Raw genomic sequence first — 18,902 nt, 5'->3', positions numbered from 1 at the left:
GCCGGCAGCCCCGCGCCGGTGCCGCCGCCGGCGGGGCTGGGCCTGGAGCTGCGCGGCTATCAGCTTCACGGACTGGCGTGGCTGCAGTACCTGCGCGAACACCGGCTCGCCGGCATCCTGGCCGACGACATGGGCCTGGGCAAGACCGCGCAGGTGCTCGCGCACCTGCTCGTCGAGCAGCAGGCCGGCCGCCTGGACCTGCCGGCGCTGGTGGTGCTGCCCACCTCGCTCATCGCCAACTGGCAGGCCGAGGCTGCGCGCACGGCGCCCGCGCTGCGCGTGCTCACGCTGCAGGGCGCGGCGCGCGCGCGCGACTTCGAACGCATGGCCGAACATGACGTGGTGTTCACGACCTACCCGCTGCTCTGGCGCGACATCGACGCGCTGCGCGCGCAGGCCTGGCACCTCGTGATCCTCGACGAGGCGCAGATGGTCAAGAACGCCGGCAGCCGCGCCGCCGGCGCCCTGCGGCGCCTGAACGCCCGCCACCGCCTGTGCGTGACCGGCACGCCGCTTGAGAACCACCTCGGCGAGCTGTGGGCGCACTTCGATTTCCTCATGCCGGGTTTTCTGGGCGATGCGCGCAGCTTCGCGCGCCAGTGGCGCAAGCCGATCGAGACCAACGGCGAGACGCTGCGCGCCCAATTGCTCGCACAGCGCGTGCGGCCTTTCATCCTGCGCCGCCGCAAGCAAGACGTGGCGACCGAGCTGCCGCCCAAGACCGAAGTCATCCGCCGCGTGCAACTCCAGGGTCAGCAGCGCGCGCTCTACGAGAGCGTGCGCCTGGCCGCCGACGAGCAGGTGCGGCGCGTGCTGCAGCGCCAGAGCTTCGCCGGCTCGCAGATCGCGATCCTCGATGCGCTGCTCAAGCTCCGGCAGGTGTGCTGCGATCCCCGCCTGGTGAAAGGGCCCGCCGTGCCCGAGACCATGGAGCGCGCCAAGATCGAGCTGCTGCGCGACATGCTGCCGGAGCTGGTCGACGAGGGCCGGCGCGTGCTGGTGTTCTCGCAGTTCACCGAAATGCTGGCGCTGGTGCAGCAGGAGCTCACGGCACTCGGGCTGCCGTTCCTCTCTCTCACTGGCGACACGCCGCCCCGTGCGCGCGGCGAGGTCGTGCGGCAGTTCCAGGCCCAGGCCGTGCCGATCCTGTTGCTGAGCCTGAAAGCCGGCGGTGTCGGCCTGAACCTCACGGCTGCCGATACGGTGATCCACCTCGATCCCTGGTGGAACCCGGCCGTCGAGCAGCAGGCCAGCGACCGCGCGCACCGCATCGGCCAGGACCAGCCGGTGATCGTCTACAAGCTCGTCGTGGTGGGCAGCATCGAGGAGCGCATGCTGGCGCTGCAGGCGCGCAAGGCCGCGCTTGCCGAAGGCGTGCTGGGCCACGACGCTGCGGCGGCGACCAAGTTCAGTCCCGAGGACTTGCAGGGCCTGCTGGCGCCGCTGGTCTGAATCGCGAGCGAATCGACTTTCCCATGCGCAAAACAGGAAGCGGCGGCTTGGTGTATTCGACGGAAGCCGGGCGCATGTGCCCCGCCTGTCGCTCGCCGGTGGCCGAGTGCGTCTGCAAAGCGCAGGCCACAGCTTCTTCGAAGGGCGACGGCGTGGTGCGCGTCAGCCGTGAGACGAAGGGTCGTGGCGGCAAGGCCGTGACACTCGTACGTGGGCTGGACCTCGACGCCGCCGCGCTCGCCGCTTTGGGCAAACGCCTGAGAACCGCTTGCGGGGCGGGCGGCACCGTGAAGGACGGTGTGCTCGAAGTGCAGGGCGATCACTGCGAGCGGGTGATCGACTGGCTGAAGATCGAAGGCTGGACCGTCAAGCGCGCCGGATCGTGAGACCGGGCGCATGCGCGGCTGAGGGCGGCCAGGCGCAGGCCCTGATTGCTGTGGGCTCCGCCGCCGCCGCCTCGTGAAGGCGGCCGGGTCGATGCGAGCACCGCCGGCTCAGCCGCTCGCCTCGTCTGCGCTTCCTTGCGGCGTTCGAACGCCGGCGCCGCCCGCATCGCCGGCATCGCCGTGGTGCAGCAGCAGCGTGAGAAGCACGGCCGAGTCGCTGCGAGCGCGCAGTGAATGCCGCTGCTGCCCGGGCAGCACAACGAGTTCGCCCGACTGCAGCCGTCGCGTGCCGCCCGGCATGACGACTTCGACGTCGCCTTCCAGGCAGTGAATCGTGCACTCGTCGGCCACATGGTGCTCTGGTTGATCATGGTGGGCCGGCAGCACGAGGTGCAGCAGTTGGAGCCGGTCGCTCTTCAGCAGGCTCGTGCTCACCGCCTTGCCGAGGGCCGCGCCGAGCGGGCGCACGCTGATGGTGTCGAGCAGTTGGGCGTGGGGCAGGGCCATGGGGCGGGTCTCCTTGGCTGTAGCAGCGGGGTGGGTCGGGTGGCGTGAGGCCAAGGCATTCAGGAGCATTTGGAATGCCTGCCAGCGGCGTTTGCCGCCCAGGGCCGACGACGCGTTCGGCCATTCACGCCGGGCTGACATTCCACCTGCCGCCGTGCCGCCCTATGGAATCAACTTCATCCCGGCGGTCTTGGCGGCGCCCACATCGAAAGTCATCGTGGCACTGCAGCCGGCCGCGTGCGCAACGCGCTCGATGAGACAGTCGGCGAAATCCGAGGAACCGGCCCTGAAAACGCGCAGCGCCTTCACTACCTGGTCCGCGCGGTCCACGACAAGCTCTTTGCTGCGCAACAGCAGTTCCAGGGCCGAGGCGACCTGATCGCGCGTGAGGCCGTAGCTCGAGGAAAGCACCCACACGAACTCCACGATCGAGACCTGGGGCACGAAACCCGGTGATTCGTTCGACAGCGACTCCACCAGCCGCGTGGCCTTGGGAGACTGCCGCGGATCGTCCTGCATGACGTAGCGCACGAGGACGTTGGTGTCCAGACCGATCATCGGGCGGCCGCCCCGCGTGCCGCGATGGCCAGGTTCATTTCTTCGATCGAGACCCGCTTGCCCGGCTTGCCGAACATGCCCCGCAGCTCTCGAACCGAGCGCGTGGCGGCAATCACCTCGAAGCGGCCGGGCTCGATCTCGACGAACTCGACCCGGTCCCCGGTCTCGATGTTGAGGGCCTGACGGACATCGACCGGGATGGTGACTTGGCCCTTGCTCGTGACGGTGGCGGTGGTCATTGCTCCTCCTAATTTCCTTACTTCAGTGTAAGGCATAGGTGCATGTCGCGTCTGTTTCGCGCGAGCGGCAGCCCCGGGCTCGCCCGGCATTCGCCGCGCTTGCAGTCAGCGGCCGTTCAGCGGGTACTGCGGATCGGTGTAGCCAGGCGTGGACGGATGCCCCGGGCTCACGAGCGAATCAACGAAGGCCTCGTCCTCGGCCGTGAGCGTGTAGTCGAGCGCCGGGAAGTAGTCGGTCCACTGTGCCAGCGTGCGCGGCCCGGCGATCACGGCGCTCACCGCCTTGTTCGCCAGCACCCAGGCGGTGGCGAAGTGGGCCAGCGTCACGCCCTTCTTCTCGCAGTAGACCTTCAATGCCTGCGCGATCACCAGCGACTCTTCGCGGAACTCCGCTTCCAGGATGCGCCTGTCGCCCCGCCCGGCGCGCGTTCCCGCGGCGGGTTCGCTCCCCGGTGCGTATTTGCCGGAAAGCACGCCGCGCGCGATCGGGCTGTACGGCACCACGCCGATGCCGTGGTGTGCGCAGGCGGGCAGCACCTCCACCTCCGGCTGCCGGTTGAGCAGGTTGTAGTATGGCTGGCAGACCACCGGGCCGGGCATGTTCATCTCGCGCGCCAGATGGGCCAGCTCGGCGATGCGCCAGCCGCGAAAGTTCGAGACGCCCCAGTAGCGGATCTTGCCCGCCCTCAGCAGCGCGTCGATGCCCCGCAGCGGCTCCTCCAGGTCCATGCCGTTGTAGTCGCGGTGCAGGTAATAGATGTCGATGTAGTCGGTGCCCAATCGCTGCAGGCTGGCTTCGCAGGCCCGCTGCAACCAGGTGCGCGAATAGTGCGATTCGTTCGGCCGGTCGGACATCTTGTTGCCCACCTTGGTGGCCAGCACCCAGTCGCTGCGCTTGCCCTCGAGCAGTTCGCCGACCATCGCTTCCGAGCGGCCGCGCGAGTACACGTCGGCCGTGTCGATGAAGTTGACGCCATGCTCGCCGGCATGCGAGACGATGCCGCGCGCCTCTGCGAGTTCGGTCTGGTCGGCGAACATCATGCTGCCCAGGCACAGGGCGGAAACTTTGAGCGGGCTCTTGCCGAGCGTGAGGTAGCGCATGAGCGTGCGTGCCGGAAGTCGGCGTGTGGTGACGGGAGGGCCGACCATGTTATCGGGCCGGGAGCGCTGCTCGTTGGTGTTCGAGGACGGCCGTCGGCGCGCCTCAGCGCAGGCAGCATCGCTGTCGGTCAGGCGTCTGCGGCACGGCGCAACAACCCGCGGCATCGTTGGGCAAACTGTCTTCGCTACAGTGCGCGGCAGGTGCTGGAAGGCCGGCCCTGCGTGAACGCAACGGAGTACGGCGGCTTTGCGACATTGGTGTGCAGCGGCGATGGCAGTCTCGGTGGTCTGGTCGGCGACGGCGGCGGCCGACGAAGTGCCGCGCCAGGTGGTGGTGGCCCCGGTCGAGCGCGCCGAGCTGGTGCAGCAGGTCGAAGTGCGCGGCTCGGTCACCGCACCGCGCACGGCACAGGTCTCGACCAGCGTGGCCGGGCTGCTGAGCCGCATCGAGGTGGAAGAGGGCGACCGCATCGAAGCGGGCCAGCGCATCGCGCAGCTCGACGGCGAGCTCGACAGCCTCGATCTCCGGATCGCTCGCGCCGCCACCGCCGAGGCCGAAGTGCAGCTCGCCGAGGCCCGGCGCCGGCTGAAGGATGCGCGCGAGATCGGCGCCGGCTTCTTCCCCGCCGACGAGACCCGCAGCCGCGAAAGCGCCGTCGAGACCGCGCAGGCCTTGCTCGCGCGCCGCCAGGCCGAGCAGGCCCGCCAGGGTGCGGTGCTGGCGCGGCACGAGCTCGCGGCGCCCTTTGCCGGCATCGTGAGCGTGCGCCACCGGCAAGTGGGCGAATGGGTCGAACCGGGCACGCCGCTCATCGAACTGGTCGATTTGAGTGGGCTGCGCCTGGAGTTCGCGCTGCCGCAGGCGCTTTACGGTCGCGTCGGGCTGCGCAGCGCGCTCGAGGTGCGGCTCGACACCGACCCCGGGCGCGCTTATGAAGGCCGGGTGCGCGCGGTGATCCCCGTCAGCGACGTGCAGGCGCGCACCTTCACGCTGCGCGCCTCGCTCGACAACGCGCCGCCGCTCACGCCCGGCATGTCGGCGCGCGCCACGCTGCGCCTGCCGCTCGGTCGCGAGGGCGTGACGGTGCCGCGCGATGCGCTCAACCGCTACCCCGACGGCCGCGTGACCGTGTGGGTGCTGCACGAGGAGGACGGCATGAGCCGCGTGCGCGAGCAGCGCATCGAGCTCGGCGAGGTCTTCGGCGAGCGTGTCGGTGCCATCGAGGGGCTGCGCGGCGACGAGCAGGTGGTCGTGCGCGGCAACGAGGCGTTGCGCGACGGCCAGCGCGTCGCGCCGCAGCGTGCGAAAGCCCCGCGCGTGAAGCCGCAACCCTGAAGCCGCGGCCGCAAGCGAAGCGCTGACGAGCATGTTCGCCTCCGTCATCCGCCACGGCACGCTGGTGGCCGTGGTCTCGCTGCTGCTGGCCCTTCTCGGCGTGCTGGCGGTGCTGCGCATCCCCGTGCAGATGATTCCCGACCTGGAGGTGCGCACGATCACCGTGCAGACACGCTGGCCGGGCGCCACGCCGCAGGACATCGAGAAAGACATCCTCATCGAGCAGGAGGAGTTCCTGCGCAGCCTGCCCGGCCTGCGCCGCATGACCGCCACGGCCATCAGCGGCGCCGCCGACATCGAGCTCGAGTTCCCGTTCGACATAGACATCACCGAGACGCTGATCCGCGTCAACAACGAGCTCAGCCGCGTCAGCGGCTACCCGGAGAACGTGAACGATCCGCGCATCGTCGCCGCCTCGTTCTCCAGCAACGCCTTCATGTACTTCCGCGTCGCCACGCTGCCGGACAACCCGCGCCAGCTCGAGCTGACGCTGATGCGCGACTTTCTCGAAGACAACGTGCGCCCGCGCATGGAGGCGATCAGCGGCGTCTCGGAGGTCACCGTCAGCGGCGGTGCCGAGCGTCAGATCCAGATCTGGCTCGACCCCGAGCGGCTCTCCGCCCTCGGCCTGACGGTGGGTGACGTGCGCGACGCGCTGCGCGCGCGCAACCGCGACGTCTCGGGCGGCGATCTCGACCAGGGCAAGCGCCGCTACCTGCTGCGCACGGTCGGCCGTTTCGAGAGCCTGGAGGAGATGAGGCAGCTCATCCTCGTGCGCCGCGGCGACAGCGTGGTGCGCCTGGGCGAGGTGGCGCGCGTGGTGCAGGACCACTTCACGATCACGCAGGTCAGCCGCGTCGATGGGGAGCCGGTGCTGGGCATGCAGGTGCGCCGCGAGAGCGGCTCCAACGTCATCGACATCAAGCGCGCGATGCTGACCGAGGTGGCCGCGCTGAACACCGAGGTGCTGGCACCGGCCGGCCTGGAGATGAAGCTGACCTCCGACGACGTGCGCTACGTCGAGGCCTCGGTGCGCAACGTGTGGACGAACCTCGCGCTCGGCGCCGTCTTCGCCACGTTGGTGATGCTTGCCTTCCTGCGCTCGTGGCGCGCCACCTTGGTGGGCATGTCGGGCATTCCGCTGTGCCTGCTTGCGGCCTTTCTCGGCCTGCTGCTGGCCGGGCGAACGCTCAACGTCATTTCGCTGGCGGGAGTGGCCTTCGCGATCGGCATGACGGTCGACAACAGCATCGTCGTGCTCGAGAGCATCGAGCGCGAACGCCGCCGCGGGCTGGATCGCCTGGCCGCAGCGCTGGCCGGCGTGCGCCACGTCGCGCCGGCGGTGCTGGCGTCCACGCTGACCACGGTGCTGGTCTTTCTGCCGGTGCTCTTCATCGCCGAGGAAGCCGGCCAGCTCTACTCCGACATTGCCGTTGCGATCTCCGCGGCCATCCTCGTCTCGATGGCGGTGGCACTCACGGTGGTGCCGACGCTGGCGGCGCGGGTCGATTTCCGCGCCAGCTTCGACGGGGCCGACCAACCCACCGGCCCGATGACCCGCGCCGCGCTCGGCACGGTGGGCTGGCTGCTGGCCGGGCGGGTGCGCCGCATCGGGGCGATCACCGCGACGGCTCTGCTGGCGCTCTGGATCGGCGCCACGCTCACGCCACCGGCCGAATACCTGCCCGAAGGAGAGGAGGCCAAGACCTTCGCCAGCATGAGCCCGCCACCGGGCTACAACCTGGCCGAGATGCTGGGCGTGGCCGAGCAGGTCGAGGCCGCGTTCCTGCCGCACATCGATGCGGACCGCAGCGCCTTCGATGCCGGCGAGACGCCGGTGCCACCGATCGCGTACGTCAACCTCAGCGTGCAGCCCGATCGGCTTCGCATCGTTGCGGAAACCGTGGAGCCGCGCGACATCGACGCGCTGATGGACGCGCTGACGGCGCACTACGAGAGCTACCCCGGCATGCGCGCCTTCGCGGCGCGGGGTTCGATCATCTCCAGCAACGACGGCGGCACCCGCAGCATCAACCTCGACATCGCCGGGCCGCGCCTGGAGACGCTCTACGCGGTGGCCGCGGCGGCCGACCGGCGCGCCCGCGAGGTCCTGGGCAACCCGCGCATCCAGAGCCAGCCCGCGTCGCTGAGCCTGGCGCAGCCGCTCATCGAGGTGCGCCCCGACTGGGACCGCGCGGCCGAGCTGGGCCTCAACAGTGCCGAGCTCGGCTTCACCGTCGCCGCGCTCACCGACGGCGCCTACATCGACGAGTTCTTCCTCGACGACGACCGGATCGACATCTACGCCTACGGCCCCGCCGGCCCCGAGCCGCGGCTGGCGGCGCTCGCCGGCATGCCCATCCGCACGCCGCAGGGCACCACGCTGCCGCTGAGCACGGTGGCGCAAATCGAGGAGCGCGTCGATGTGAGCCAGGTGCGCCGCGTCGATGGCCGGCGCACGGTCACGCTCAACATCATTCCGCCGCGCAGCGTGGCGCTCGAAGCCGGCGTGGAGCAGGTGCGCCGCGAGGTGATCGGCGCGCTGCGAGAGGAGGGCGCGATTCCGCGCGACGTGAGCGTGACGATCTCGGGCGCGGCCGACCAGCTCGACGCGACGCGCGATGCGCTCCTCGCCAACTTCTCAGTGGCGCTGCTCATCGTCTATCTGGTGCTCGTGGCCATCTTCACGCACTGGGGTTACCCGCTGCTGATCCTGACCACCATCCCGCTGGGCCTGGTCAGTGGCATTGCCGGGCTCGCGCTGCTCAACGCCATCGGTGCGCTGCTGCCGGCGCTGGGCTTCGCGGCCATCGTGCAGCCCTTCGACATGATCTCGATGCTGGGCTTCCTGATCCTGCTCGGCACGGTGGTCAACAACCCCATCCTCGTGGTCGATCAGGCACGCGCGCTGCGCACCCAGAACGCGGGTCTGCCGGCGAGCGAAGCCGTGCAGCAGGCCGTGGCCTCGCGGCTGCGGCCAATCGCGATGACCACGCTGACGACGATCTGCGGCCTGCTGCCGCTGGTGCTGCTGCCGGGCGAGGGCAGCGAGCTCTACCGTGGGGTGGGGGCCATCGTGCTGGCCGGGCTGGTCGGCGCGGCGCTCGTCACGCTGGTCTTCATGCCGCCGATGCTGGCCTTTGCGATCGAGTTCGGCGACAGGCTCTCGTCCACCGCGCGTCGTACGCCGCACTGACAGCGAGCAAAACCGCTATACCGCTTCGAGCTGTGCGCCATGGTGCGCAGCGGCCAGCACGTACCGGGACTTGCCCGTTGTCTTGGCGCGGTACATCGCGGCGTCGGCCCGTTCGCACAGGGACTGTGAACGCTCCTTGCCATCGAAGAGGGCCACGCCAACGCTCGGCGTCACACCGACCTTCTTCTGCGACACCTCATGCGCTTCGCGCAGAACATCCACGAGCCGTCTGCCCAGTTCCTGGACGTCCTGCAGGGAGCCCGCGCTTTCTGCGAGCACGGCGAACTCGTCGCCGCCGAGTCGGCCGACGGTGTCGGTCACGCGCACGATCGAGCGCAGCCGCCGAGCCACTTCGACCAGGACCGCGTCTCCGGCGGCATGACCGAAGCTGTCGTTGACCGCCTTGAATCCGTCGAGGTCGAGGTACATCAGCGCCAGCGTGTCGCCCGAACGCGCCGCCCTTGCGAGGGCCTGCTCGAGCACCTCCTCGAAGTGGCGGCGGTTGGACAGACCGGTGAGGCCGTCGCTTCTCGCGAGTGTCGCCAATGCGGCTTCCGCGGCCTTCTTCTCGGTCACGTCGCGAGTGATCAGCGCCACGCCGTTGCTCAAGGGTACGAGCTGGTGGTGCAGCCACTTGCCGACCAGTGGAGGGTCGGTCGCCTGAGCTTCGGCCTGCTTGCGCCGCTGGGTACGGATCACTTCGTCGAAGAACTTCAGCGAGCCGCCGGAGCGCAACGACGGCGCCAGTTCGCACAGGCCGCGGCCCACCATGCTTTCCCGGTCCAGGCCGAACAGGCCGGCGGCGAGCGAATTGCAGTCGGTGACGGTCAGGTCTTGCAGGCGGTGTGCTGCGTCGTACTTCGCTTCGAGAATGGCCACGGCGTCGAGGCTGCCCTCCAGCGTGGCGCGAAAGGCCGCCTCCGCCTTTCTTGCGATGCGTCGGCTCGCGTCGAGTCGCCGGGCCTGTTCAAGCAGGAGCGAGCCGGCGAGAAGTGTTACGACGATGACGAGAGCGGCCCAGGTCAAGACCTTGGTGCGTGCCTGGCGGTACGCGCCGATTGCGTGGCGGGCATCGACTGCAACCACGGCATACAGCGGGTACTTGTCTATCTTGGCCGCAGAGACGAACCGGGAAACGCCGTCGATGGGGCTCTTGACCGGCTTGCCTGTCCTGCGAACGTTTGACGCCCGTGCCACCAACTGCGCCGGATCGGTGCGCTCGCCGAAGGAAAGGGCTCCGTCCACGGTCCGGGATCGGTAGATGCCGTCCGCCCCGAGGATGCCGACGGCCGTGCCCTCGGCTTCCGTTCTCGCGTAAGCGAGGGACAGTGCAGCAGGATCGACCATCGCAACGATCACACCGTCGAAGCTGCCGTGCGCGCCGAGCCGGCGGGTGACGGGAATGCCCTTGGCGCCGGTGATCGGATCGACCCACACCGGGGCGACGAGCACGTCGAGGTCGGCTTCGCGCCGGTGGTGCTTGAAAAAGTCTTCGTCCGCTACGTTGAGGGCGGACAGAGCGGCAGTCGTCGTGCTGACGAAGCCGCGGCGGTCGGCGACGTAGAGGAACTGAACGAGGTTGTCCGAGATGACGCCGGCGGTGCGCAGGGCGGACAAAGGCGCATTCGCTCCTTGTTCCGTCAGGAACTTGACGAGCAGCGTTGCCTGGTTGACCCCGTCGAAGACCTCGGTCGTGCGGGCAGCGAGCTTCTGAGCGGTACGGTCGCCCGCGGCAAGAACGTCATCGACCCTGCTGCGGTACTCGTGCCGCAGCGTGCGTGCCGCTTCCAGCGCAACGATGCCGATCACCAGCAGGACGCATGCCACCACGAGAGCTTGAGCTGTTCGAAGGCGCGGCAGACGCATCCACTTTCTGATCATCCTGCGAGGATAGGTCTGTTCGAGAGCCGGTGATCACAGGATGAACGCGCCCGGTACTGTCCTTTTTCGGCGAAAAGCCACCCGCCGGCGAGAGTCCCATTTGCTTCGACGGTCATTGAACTGGCGTGGCCGGCACGATCGTCAGCGGGGCTACAAACTGGTTTCCGACCACTCCCCTCGACTCCCATGGACCTCGGCCTCACCTCCAAGCGCGCCCTCGTCACCGGCTCCACCGCCGGCATCGGCCTGGCCACCGCCCGCGCCCTCGCGCTCGAAGGCGCGCAGGTCATCGTCAACGGCCGCACGCAGCGGCGCGTGGATGAGGCCATCGAAGGCATCAAGGCCGGCCAGGCCGGCGCCGACGTGCGGGGCTTCGCGCTCGACCTCTCCACTGCCGAGGGCTGCCGCGCGCTGATCGAGCAGTTGCCTCAGGTCGATGTGCTCGTCAACAACCTGGGCATCTTCGAGCCCAAGCCCTTCGAGCAGATTGCCGACGAGGACTGGCTGCGCTTCTTCGAGACCAACGTGCTCAGCGGCATACGCCTGTCGCGCCATTACGTGGCCGGCATGCGCGAGCGCGACTGGGGCCGCATCGTGTTCGTGTCGAGCGAATCGGCGCTGCAGATCCCGACCGAAATGATCCACTACGGCATGACCAAGACGGCCCAGCTCGCCGTGGCGCGCGGGCTGGCCGAAACGCTGGCCGGCACCGGCGTCACGGTCAACAGCGTGCTGCCGGGGCCGACCTCATCGGAAGGCGTGGGCGGCTTCGTGGCCGACCTGGCCAAGGCGCAGGGTGTGGACGTGGCCACCGTCGAGCGGGAGTTCTTCTCGACCGCGCGGCCCTCGTCGGTGCTGCAGCGCTATTCAACGCCCGACGAAGTGGCGGCGATGATCGCCTACGTGTGCAGCGCGCGGGCGTCGGCCACCACCGGTGCAGCGCTGCGTGTGGATGGCGGCGTGCTGCGGTCGATTGCCTGACTCCGCAGGATCGAGAACATGCCGAACCCGTCTTCGCACATCGACGATTTCCATTCCGAGCCGGTCGGCCGGCTGCGCGCCGATCTGGCCTTGGCGCTGCGGGCCGCCGCGCATCACGGTCTTGCCGAGGGCGTGTGCAACCACTTCAGCATCGAACTGCCCGACGGCTCCCGCAGGTTCTTGCTCAACCCTCGTGGCCTGTTGTGGAGCGAGGTTTCGGCCGACGACGTTGTGATGATCGACGGGGCGGGCGACCGCCTTGCCGGGCGCCACGAAGTGGAGCCGACGGCCATGTTCATTCACGCCGCGATCCACCGCATCGCCGGCAAGGCCTGCGTGCTGCACACGCACATGCCATCTGCGATGGCGCTGACCTTGACCGTCGATCGGGCCCTGGACACCACCTTGTCGCAGACCGCCATGCGGTTTCACGGGAGGGTCGCCGTGGACGGCGACTACAACGGCCTGGCGCTGGACGCCTCCGAAGGCGAGCGCATCGCCCGCGCCATGCACGGTGCCGATGTCGTCTTCCTCGGCAACCACGGCGTGGTGGTCTGCGGCTCGCGCATCGACCACGCCTACGACGACCTGTATTACCTCGAGCGGGCTTGCGCGGCGCAGGTGCTCGCCAGCTCCACCGGTCGGCCGCTGGTGCCTGTGGCGCCCGCCATTGCCGAGCGCGTGGCGGCACAGACGCTCGGCGAACGCCTGCAGTCGGAGCTGTTCTTCGAGGCCTTGAGACGCACGCTCAGCGCCGGACCTCGAAGATCAGGTTGAACGGCGTCTCGGCGGCGCGCCTGAAGTGCGTGAATGCTGCCTTGCGGAACACGTTCATGCGCCCTCGGCCAGTCTGTCGAGGACGGCGGCGACGTCCCAATCGAGCAACTCCGCGAGCCGTCGTACGACCCACATGCATTCCGCGGCGCTCAGTTCCAGGTCGCCGCTGAGCAATCCCTTGTGAATGCGCTCGAGCACGTCGGCCTCGGTGATGCCGAGTAACGACGCCGTCGTTCGGGCCGTCTCGCTCAGCATCTGAGCCAGGTCTTCGCAGAGTTCGTAGCGCTGCTCGATCACCTCGCGCAAGGCGCTCGGCTTGTGGCGTCCGGGCAGCAGGTAGAGCTGCATGAACGAGTCGGGGATGAGGATGTCGTTGTCGTCGAACATGCTGGAGACGGTTGATCGGTATGAGGGCAACGGTGGAGGTCAGGTGAGGAAGCAGCGATGCGGCAAGGTTTCATTGGACGCCCTGCGCAAGAAAATGGCACGATATGCGCAAGGAACTGCTCGGGCCGGCGAACCGCAAAATCACCTGAGCCGCGGCGGGCGGTTGGGAAGCGCATCCCCCGGCGGTCTTTTTTCCTGTGACAGCGCAAGAGTCACGAAGTCCACGAACGCCCTGACCCTCGCGGCCAACTGGTGTCGTTGCGGGTAAACGGCGTAGATGTCGGCATCGGGCGTGGAGAACTGAGGCAGCACCTGCACCAGGCGGCCGCTGCGCAAGTAGCGCTCGATGTCCCACTCGGCGCGCATCAGGATGCCGTGCCCTTCCAATGCCCAGTTGACCGCGATCTCACCGTCGTTGGTCGTCAAGCTGCCTCTCGTCTTGATCGCCTCCGTTCTCGCGCTCTTTCCGCGACCACTGGAGAGGCGCCACACGCCGTAGGCCTCTTCCCCTTGCCGGATGCCGATGCAGTCGTGCCGAGTCAGATCGTGTGGCGCCTTCGGGATGCCGCGCCGCGCAAGGTAGGCAGGCGAAGCGCAGAGAAGCCGGCGGTTCGGCGCGATGTGCCTTGCAATCACCCGCGCGTCGGGCGGCGCGCCGAACCGGATGCAGACATCGAACGAATCGTCGGTGAGCGGTGGCGGGTTGACCGACAACTGCAGTTGCACTTCGACCATTGGGTGCTTGCGCACGAAACGCGAGATCACTGGAGCGACCTGGCTGCGCCCGAAGCCCAGCGTCGCGTTCACGCGCAGCAGGCCTCGGGGCGTTGCCTTGGAAACGCCGAGCAGTTGCTCCATCTCCTCGATCTCGCCCAGGATGCGCCTCGCATGCTCGAGGCAGAGCTCGCCCTCCGGGGTGAGGCTCATCCGGCGGGTGGTGCGATTCAGGAGCGGCACACCGAGCCGCGATTCCATCTGAGAGAGATGCTTGCTCACGGCCGGTGTCGTGACGCCCATTTCTCGCGCCGCGGCGCTCAGGCTGCCCGAGCTGGCCAGCACGGAGAAGAAGCCGAGGTCGGCCGGTTGAATGCCTTTCGCCATGGTTTGCCTTCGCGCTGATTGTTGATTTGAAGTTAAGGACGGATTCACTTTAGCCCTGCATCGTTCGGCCGTCATGTTCCTACAGTGAGCCCATCGCCCACTCGGGGCACACAAAGCATGACGCGATGAAGACGTACCAGATCGCCACCATTCCCGGCGACGGAATCGGCAAGGAAGTCATTCCCGCAGGGCAACAAGTGCTGGAGACGCTTGCCGCGTCGAGCAAGCTGTTCCGGTTCGAGTTCGAGAATTTCGAATGGGGCGGCGACTGGTTTCGCCAGCACGGGGTGATGATGCCGGCCGATGGGCTGGACGCCATCCGCCACAAGGACGCGATCCTGTTCGGCTCAGCAGGCGATCCCGACATCCCGGATCACATCACGCTGTGGGGCCTGCGGCTGAAGATCTGCCAGGGATTCGATCAGTACGCCAATGTGCGACCCACGCGCATCCTGCCCGGCATCGACGCGCCGCTGAAGCGCTGCGGCCGCGACGACCTGAACTGGATCATCGTGCGCGAGAACTCCGAAGGCGAATACGCCGGCGTCGGGGGCCGCGTTCATCAGGGGCATCCGATCGAGGCCGCGACCGATGTCTCGATCATGACCCGTGCCGGTGTCGAGCGGATCATGCGGTTCGCTTTCCGGCTTGCGCAGTCTCGCCCACGCAGGCAACTCACCGTCATCACCAAGAGCAACGCGCAGCGCCACGCGATGGTGATGTGGGATGAGATCGCGCTGGAGATCTCGAAAGAGTTCCCCGACGTTCGCTGGGACAAGGAACTCGTGGACGCTTCGACCGCCCGCATGATCAATCGTCCGGCGTCGCTGGACACGATCGTGGCGACCAACCTGCATGCCGACATCCTGAGCGATCTGGCGGCGGCGTTGGCCGGCAGCCTGGGCATCGCACCCACAGGGAACATCGACCCGGAGCGCCGATTCCCGTCGATGTTCGAGCCGATCCACGGCTCCGCCTTCGACATCATGGGCAAGGGCCTCGCCAATCCGGTCGGCACCTTCTGGTCGGCCGTGATGATGCTGGAGCACCTGGGCGAAGCCGATGCCGCTGCACGCCTCATGCAGGCCATCGAAAAGGTGACGGCCGACCCCGCGCTGCACACCGGCGATCTGGGCGGCAAGGCAAGCACGGCGCAGGTCACCGCCGCCATTTGCGAACTGCTCGCGGCGAGCAAGCCGCGCATGGCCGCCTGAATCGAGCAGGCCGCCAAGAGCACTGCATCTTCACGTCACACCCCCAAGGAGACAAGGATGAAACAAGTTCGCCAGCGTTTGACGCTGACCATTGCCATGACCGCGTTCTCGGTGCTCGCACCCTTCGCTCACACCGCGGCAGCGCAGGAGTGGCCGAGCAAGCCGGTCACCCTGGTGGTGCCGTTCCCGGCGGGAGGAACAACCGATGTGCTGGCCCGCGCGCTGGCCGACAAGCTCTCGCCCGCGCTCGGCCAGCCGGTGATCGTGGAAAGCAAGCCGGGTGCCGGCGCAACGATCGGCGCGGACTACGTCGCGAAAGCGAAGGCCGACGGCTACACCCTGCTCGTCGGCGCGGTGCATCACACCATCGCGACCAGTGTGTACAAGAAGCTGCCTTACGACTTCCAGAAGGATCTGTTGCCCATCACCACCATCGCGCTGGTTCCCAATGTGCTGGTGGTGAATGCCGGCACACCGGCGAAGACTGCCGACGAGCTGTTGGCGCTCCTGAAGGCGAAGCCGGGCGAGTACAGCTATGGTTCCAACGGCATCGGAACCGCCCAGCACCTCATCGGCACCCAGTACCAGGACGCCACCGGCGCTCAACTGATCCACGTTCCGTACAAGGGCAGCGGCCCGCTTTCGACCGATCTGCTGGGCGGCCAGATCATGATGTCCTTCGACACGATCACGCCGGTGTTGCCCCACATCAAGGCGGGCAAGCTGCGCCCGCTGGCCGTGACGACGGCCAAGCGCTCTTCGGCGCTGCCGGACGTGCCCACCTTGGACGAAGTGGGCCTCGAGAGCTTCGACATCGGAACCTGGTTCGGTGTGCTCGCCCCGGCTGGAACGCCGAAGGAGCTGGTGGCCCGCCTAAACGCCGAAATGGTGAAGATCATTCACTCGCCGGAATTCCGCAAGCGCATGGACGAGATCGGCGCCGAGCCCATCGGCAACACGACCGAGCAGATGGCGCAGCAGATCAAGGACGAGACGGACAAGTTCGCGAAGCTCGTCAAGGACGCAAAGGTCACGGTCGAGTAGGAAAGCAAGCTCGGGCGCCCTCGCGCCCCGGTGGTCGAGACTGGGAAAGCAACACGCCCGGCGCGCGCCCGGACAATCCGGCGTCGCAGCCACCCAGGAGAACCGCGTGAAGACCTACGACATCGAAGTGCAGCGCCTCAGGGCAATGAAGCACGACAAGGGTCTGATCGAGCTCGACATCGACGCGTTGGTGCTGTCGCGCCCGGTGCGTGACGAGCATTCCGCCACCAGTTGCCTGCGCCTGCAGGTGGACCAAGCCCGCTCCTTGCTGCTGTTGCTGAAGCAGCAGATCGCCGAGCTCGACAAGTTGCAGCCGCGCAGTCGGCGTTCCGGGCGGTGCTGAGCGGCGGCGCCCCGCGCGCCGGTGACCGACCCGAGTGCGTGGCCTAGCGGGCATGCGATCGACTCGCGATGCATCGCACCTTTCATCGCCGGAGGCGCGCTGGGCGTTCCCTTCGGCGCCTGGTTGCTGCCCCATGTTTCACCCGGTGCTGCCAAGCTGGGGTTGGGCGTCATCCTGGTCGTGCTGTGCGGATTTCTCTTGCTGGGCACACGGCGAGTTCATGTGTGCTCGCGGTGAAGAACGCACGCATTTTCGGCAGCGAGGGATCTGCATCGAGGTTGAGCATCCGCATTCGCCGCGCGAACGCCCGTTCAGGGTCGTGACCAGCGCGCGGCTGCGCTAAATTGCAGGTGCAACCAGAGCGGGAGGCGCCCATGGCAAGTACAGCGTCGGAGATCCGATCTCAAGACCATCGCTCGCCACTCGAGCGGATGGCTGCACGCCTCGCCGCAGCCGTTGCGCTTGTGGCTTTGCTTTCTGGCGGCTGTGCCAGCTACAGCCCGCAAGGGCTGCCACCCGGCTCTTCGCGCGCCGCCGTGATCGCCCAGATGGGGCAGCCGACAGCCCGCTTTGCCCAGCCAGGCGGAGGGGAGCGACTCGAGTTCTGGCGCGGGCGCTACGCCAAGCACTCTTTCATGATCGACTTCGACGCGCAGCACCGCATGCTGGCCTGGCAGCAGGTGCTTACCGAAGCCAACTTCTCCGAACTGCGCCTTGGCATGAGCAAAGCCGAGGTCCTGTACCGCATCGGCCATCCGTCGGAGGCCCGGTTCCTGCAGCGGCAACAGCACCAGCTATGGTCCTACCGCTACGTGTCGCCTTTCTGCCTGTGGTTTCAGGTCAGCCTGGACAAACAGGACCGTGTTGTCGAATTGGGCAACAACGACGATCCGGTTTGCTCATCGCCGTGGTGAGTTGATTGCCACCGCGAGTCCCACGCGCGTTTGCGCGCTCGGAACCTCGGCTCCTTGGTCGGTCGGCGTGCATTGCAACGCGCCTTGAGAACCACCTCTATGCACAGATCAGCGGGGTTTCAGCGGTGCGCGCCAAGCGCATGCTGCATGGCGGTGCCAAGCGAGGCGCGTACCGCTGAATCCAGGGATATGCGTCATGTGGGATCCAATCCAACAGGGTTTCGTGGGATTGGTTCATGATGACAGGCCACCGCGAACCGAGAGACGTGCCGAGCTCGGGCGGACGCCGCACGCGACCGCGGTTGCCCGCACTGGCCCCCTCGGGTCGCGGCGGCGAGCGATTGGAGGAGCGGATGTACGAAGCCAGCTTCGGATTGAGAGCCCCGCCATTCCGGTTGCTGCCGGATCCGCACTTCTATCTCGAGGACGGTCAGTACGGGACCATCCTCGCCGAGCTGCTCGACGGTCTGGAGGCCGCCGAGCACTGCCTGCTTCTCACCGGCCCGGCCGGCAGCGGCAAGACCGCGGCGGCTCAGCGCTTGCTGATACGGCTGGACCGTTCGCGCTGGACCGTCGGCACGATGATCGCGTCCGCCGGCGGCGACGCAGATGGCGCGCTGCGCGCCGCAGTGAAGGCCTTCCACCTCGCCCATGCCGACACCCTGCCCGGGCCCACGCTCGATGCGTGGCTCGCGACCCAGGCAGTGCGTGGCGGGCGGGTGCTGCTGGTCGTCGACGAGGCTCAGCACCTCGAAGACGGCGCGCTGCGCCAGCTCGCCGAGCGGCTCGTCCCGGCCCGCGACACGCCACGGCTGCAGCTCTGCCTCGTCGGCGAGCACGCCCCTGCGGCGCTCGCTCGCGCGGTGCGCGACGGATCATTGCCACCGGTCGTCGTCCACTGCCGCCTGAGGGCGCTCGACGCGACCGAGACGCGCGATTACGTGCTGCACCGACTGCGCTGCGCCGGCTGGACGGGGCGGCCGGCCTTCGACCGCGCCGCGACCGATGCGATCCACCGCCGCAGCGAGGGCATACCGCGCCGCATGCACCTGCTGGCCGACCGGGTGCTGCTGCAACTGTCGACCGACGGCGTCGATGTCGCCACCGCGGCCGCCGTCGAGGCCGCCGACGAGCAGCGGACCGTCGAGTGGCAAGGCCTCGCGCCGATCGAGGCCGAAGGCCTCGCGCCGGTGCCGATGGAAGCGCCTGCGTCGAGAACACCTTCGATCGAGGCGCTGCTGGCAAGCATCGTCTCAACGTCGCGCGCCAGACCGCACACCGGAACACGTCACGACCGGGACGGGGAAGCGCCGCTGCGCATCGAACCGCAAATGCCACCCCTTCCTTCGGTGCCCAACGATTTCTCGGCCAGTTCGCCGGCCGTGGCGCCGACCGTGGCGTCGGCCGGCGGATCACGCCCGTCGCCCGAGGGCGCCGTGCCACCCGGCACCCGGCCCGCCCGCACGGCGATCGCCGGAGCGAGGG

At 68.1% G+C, this 18,902-nt stretch carries 19 protein-coding genes; 12 read left to right on the top strand and 7 right to left on the bottom strand.

Annotated elements, in window-relative coordinates:
- Both H0W40_RS14400 and H0W40_RS14395 read left to right on the top strand, forming a co-directional pair.
- A partial coding sequence (locus H0W40_RS14400; protein ID WP_292447369.1) for a DEAD/DEAH box helicase occupies positions 1-1,452 on the top strand: 1,452 nt, incomplete at its 5' end.
- A 23-nt stretch (positions 1,453-1,475) separates the two neighbouring features.
- A complete protein-coding gene (locus tag H0W40_RS14395) occupies positions 1,476-1,838 on the top strand; it encodes a translation initiation factor Sui1 (protein ID WP_292447366.1) in 363 nt (120 codons plus the stop codon).
- A gap of 108 nt (positions 1,839-1,946) precedes the next feature.
- Here H0W40_RS14395 and H0W40_RS14390 read toward each other — a convergent pair whose 3' ends face one another.
- The 4 genes from H0W40_RS14390 to H0W40_RS14375 all read right to left on the bottom strand — a co-directional run bounded on the left by H0W40_RS14390 (position 1,947) and on the right by H0W40_RS14375 (position 4,243).
- Positions 1,947-2,345 carry a cupin domain-containing protein gene (locus H0W40_RS14390; protein WP_292447364.1) on the bottom strand — a complete coding sequence of 133 codons (399 nt, stop codon included), beginning with the start codon at positions 2,343-2,345 and terminating at the stop codon, positions 1,947-1,949.
- 162 nt (positions 2,346-2,507) lie between these two features.
- Entirely contained in the window at positions 2,508-2,903 is a 396-nt protein-coding gene (locus H0W40_RS14385) for a PIN domain-containing protein (RefSeq protein ID WP_292447362.1), read from the bottom strand.
- Entirely contained in the window at positions 2,900-3,142 is a 243-nt protein-coding gene (locus H0W40_RS14380; protein WP_292447360.1) for an AbrB/MazE/SpoVT family DNA-binding domain-containing protein, read from the bottom strand. Before H0W40_RS14380 ends, H0W40_RS14385 begins: the two co-directional genes overlap by 4 nt.
- Positions 3,143-3,247: 105 nt before the next feature.
- Positions 3,248-4,243, bottom strand: coding sequence for an aldo/keto reductase (locus H0W40_RS14375; RefSeq protein WP_292447357.1), 996 nt, complete (start codon positions 4,241-4,243; stop codon positions 3,248-3,250).
- Between the two features lie 271 nt (positions 4,244-4,514).
- On the opposite strand from H0W40_RS14375, the gene H0W40_RS14370 reads away from it, so the two are divergent.
- Positions 4,515-5,579: an efflux RND transporter periplasmic adaptor subunit gene (locus H0W40_RS14370; protein WP_292447356.1), complete on the top strand. Its 1,065-nt coding sequence runs from the start codon at positions 4,515-4,517 to the stop codon at positions 5,577-5,579.
- Positions 5,580-5,610: 31 nt separating this feature from the next.
- A complete protein-coding gene (locus H0W40_RS14365; protein WP_292447354.1) occupies positions 5,611-8,775 on the top strand; it encodes an efflux RND transporter permease subunit in 3,165 nt (1,054 codons plus the stop codon).
- 15 nt (positions 8,776-8,790) lie between these two features.
- Here the strand turns inward: H0W40_RS14365 and H0W40_RS14360 are convergent, their stop codons facing one another.
- The gene (locus H0W40_RS14360; protein ID WP_292447352.1) at positions 8,791-10,605 is read right to left on the bottom strand and encodes a diguanylate cyclase; all 1,815 of its coding nucleotides are present in this window, start codon (positions 10,603-10,605) and stop codon (positions 8,791-8,793) included.
- 237 nt (positions 10,606-10,842) lie between these two features.
- Between H0W40_RS14360 and H0W40_RS14355 the strand changes: the two genes are divergently transcribed.
- Both H0W40_RS14355 and H0W40_RS14350 read left to right on the top strand, forming a co-directional pair.
- The gene (locus H0W40_RS14355; RefSeq protein ID WP_292447350.1) at positions 10,843-11,637 is read left to right on the top strand and encodes an SDR family NAD(P)-dependent oxidoreductase; all 795 of its coding nucleotides are present in this window, start codon (positions 10,843-10,845) and stop codon (positions 11,635-11,637) included.
- An 18-nt stretch (positions 11,638-11,655) separates the two neighbouring features.
- Entirely contained in the window at positions 11,656-12,414 is a 759-nt protein-coding gene (locus H0W40_RS14350; protein WP_292447348.1) for an aldolase, read from the top strand.
- Positions 12,415-12,468: 54 nt separating this feature from the next.
- On the opposite strand, the gene H0W40_RS14345 is transcribed toward H0W40_RS14350, so the two are convergent.
- Both H0W40_RS14345 and H0W40_RS14340 read right to left on the bottom strand, forming a co-directional pair.
- On the bottom strand, positions 12,469-12,801 hold the full coding sequence (locus tag H0W40_RS14345; protein WP_292447347.1) for an ATPase with chaperone activity: 333 nt from the start codon (positions 12,799-12,801) through the stop codon (positions 12,469-12,471).
- A gap of 141 nt (positions 12,802-12,942) precedes the next feature.
- Positions 12,943-13,902 carry a LysR substrate-binding domain-containing protein gene (locus H0W40_RS14340; protein WP_292447373.1) on the bottom strand — a complete coding sequence of 320 codons (960 nt, stop codon included), beginning with the start codon at positions 13,900-13,902 and terminating at the stop codon, positions 12,943-12,945.
- 125 nt (positions 13,903-14,027) lie between these two features.
- On the opposite strand from H0W40_RS14340, the gene H0W40_RS14335 reads away from it, so the two are divergent.
- The 6 genes from H0W40_RS14335 to H0W40_RS14315 all read left to right on the top strand — a co-directional run.
- Positions 14,028-15,116 carry a tartrate dehydrogenase gene (locus H0W40_RS14335; protein WP_292447345.1) on the top strand — a complete coding sequence of 363 codons (1,089 nt, stop codon included), beginning with the start codon at positions 14,028-14,030 and terminating at the stop codon, positions 15,114-15,116.
- A gap of 96 nt (positions 15,117-15,212) precedes the next feature.
- Positions 15,213-16,160 (top strand): tripartite tricarboxylate transporter substrate binding protein, encoded by a 948-nt coding sequence (locus H0W40_RS14330; RefSeq protein ID WP_292447371.1) that lies wholly within the window; start codon positions 15,213-15,215, stop codon positions 16,158-16,160.
- A gap of 106 nt (positions 16,161-16,266) precedes the next feature.
- Positions 16,267-16,503: a hypothetical protein gene (locus H0W40_RS14325; protein WP_292447344.1), complete on the top strand. Its 237-nt coding sequence runs from the start codon at positions 16,267-16,269 to the stop codon at positions 16,501-16,503.
- A gap of 21 nt (positions 16,504-16,524) precedes the next feature.
- Positions 16,525-16,740, top strand: a complete 216-nt coding sequence (locus H0W40_RS20050; protein ID WP_367153821.1) for a TSUP family transporter — start codon at positions 16,525-16,527, stop codon at positions 16,738-16,740.
- Between the two features lie 299 nt (positions 16,741-17,039).
- Positions 17,040-17,417 (top strand): hypothetical protein, encoded by a 378-nt coding sequence (locus tag H0W40_RS14320; RefSeq protein ID WP_292447342.1) that lies wholly within the window; start codon positions 17,040-17,042, stop codon positions 17,415-17,417.
- Positions 17,418-17,770: 353 nt separating this feature from the next.
- Positions 17,771-18,902 (top strand): AAA family ATPase (locus H0W40_RS14315; RefSeq protein WP_292447340.1); only part of this gene is annotated, 1,132 nt, incomplete at its 3' end.

This window comes from Methylibium sp., from assembly GCF_013817345.1.
Classification (GTDB): Bacteria; Pseudomonadota; Gammaproteobacteria; order Burkholderiales; family Burkholderiaceae_C; genus Methylibium.
Note: the sequence above shows the minus strand (reverse complement) of the source record. Positions and strands in the feature narration are given on the sequence as shown.

Excerpts from the sequence above, each read along its gene's own strand:
- H0W40_RS14365 (WP_292447354.1), top strand. The coding sequence starts at position 5,611 with ATGTTCGCCTCCGTCATCCGCCACGGCACGCTGGTGGCCGTGGTCTCG.
- H0W40_RS14330 (WP_292447371.1), top strand. The coding sequence starts at position 15,213 with ATGACCGCGTTCTCGGTGCTCGCACCCTTCGCTCACACCGCGGCAGCG.
- H0W40_RS14340 (WP_292447373.1), bottom strand. The coding sequence starts at position 13,902 with ATGGCGAAAGGCATTCAACCGGCCGACCTCGGCTTCTTCTCCGTGCTG.
- H0W40_RS14390 (WP_292447364.1), bottom strand. The coding sequence starts at position 2,345 with ATGGCCCTGCCCCACGCCCAACTGCTCGACACCATCAGCGTGCGCCCG.
- H0W40_RS14395 (WP_292447366.1), top strand. The coding sequence starts at position 1,476 with ATGCGCAAAACAGGAAGCGGCGGCTTGGTGTATTCGACGGAAGCCGGG.
- H0W40_RS14385 (WP_292447362.1), bottom strand. The coding sequence starts at position 2,903 with ATGATCGGTCTGGACACCAACGTCCTCGTGCGCTACGTCATGCAGGAC.
- H0W40_RS14335 (WP_292447345.1), top strand. The coding sequence starts at position 14,028 with ATGAAGACGTACCAGATCGCCACCATTCCCGGCGACGGAATCGGCAAG.
- H0W40_RS14355 (WP_292447350.1), top strand. The coding sequence starts at position 10,843 with ATGGACCTCGGCCTCACCTCCAAGCGCGCCCTCGTCACCGGCTCCACC.
- H0W40_RS14375 (WP_292447357.1), bottom strand. The coding sequence starts at position 4,243 with ATGCGCTACCTCACGCTCGGCAAGAGCCCGCTCAAAGTTTCCGCCCTG.
- H0W40_RS14345 (WP_292447347.1), bottom strand. The coding sequence starts at position 12,801 with ATGTTCGACGACAACGACATCCTCATCCCCGACTCGTTCATGCAGCTC.
- H0W40_RS14370 (WP_292447356.1), top strand. The coding sequence starts at position 4,515 with ATGGCAGTCTCGGTGGTCTGGTCGGCGACGGCGGCGGCCGACGAAGTG.
- H0W40_RS14350 (WP_292447348.1), top strand. The coding sequence starts at position 11,656 with ATGCCGAACCCGTCTTCGCACATCGACGATTTCCATTCCGAGCCGGTC.
- H0W40_RS14380 (WP_292447360.1), bottom strand. The coding sequence starts at position 3,142 with ATGACCACCGCCACCGTCACGAGCAAGGGCCAAGTCACCATCCCGGTC.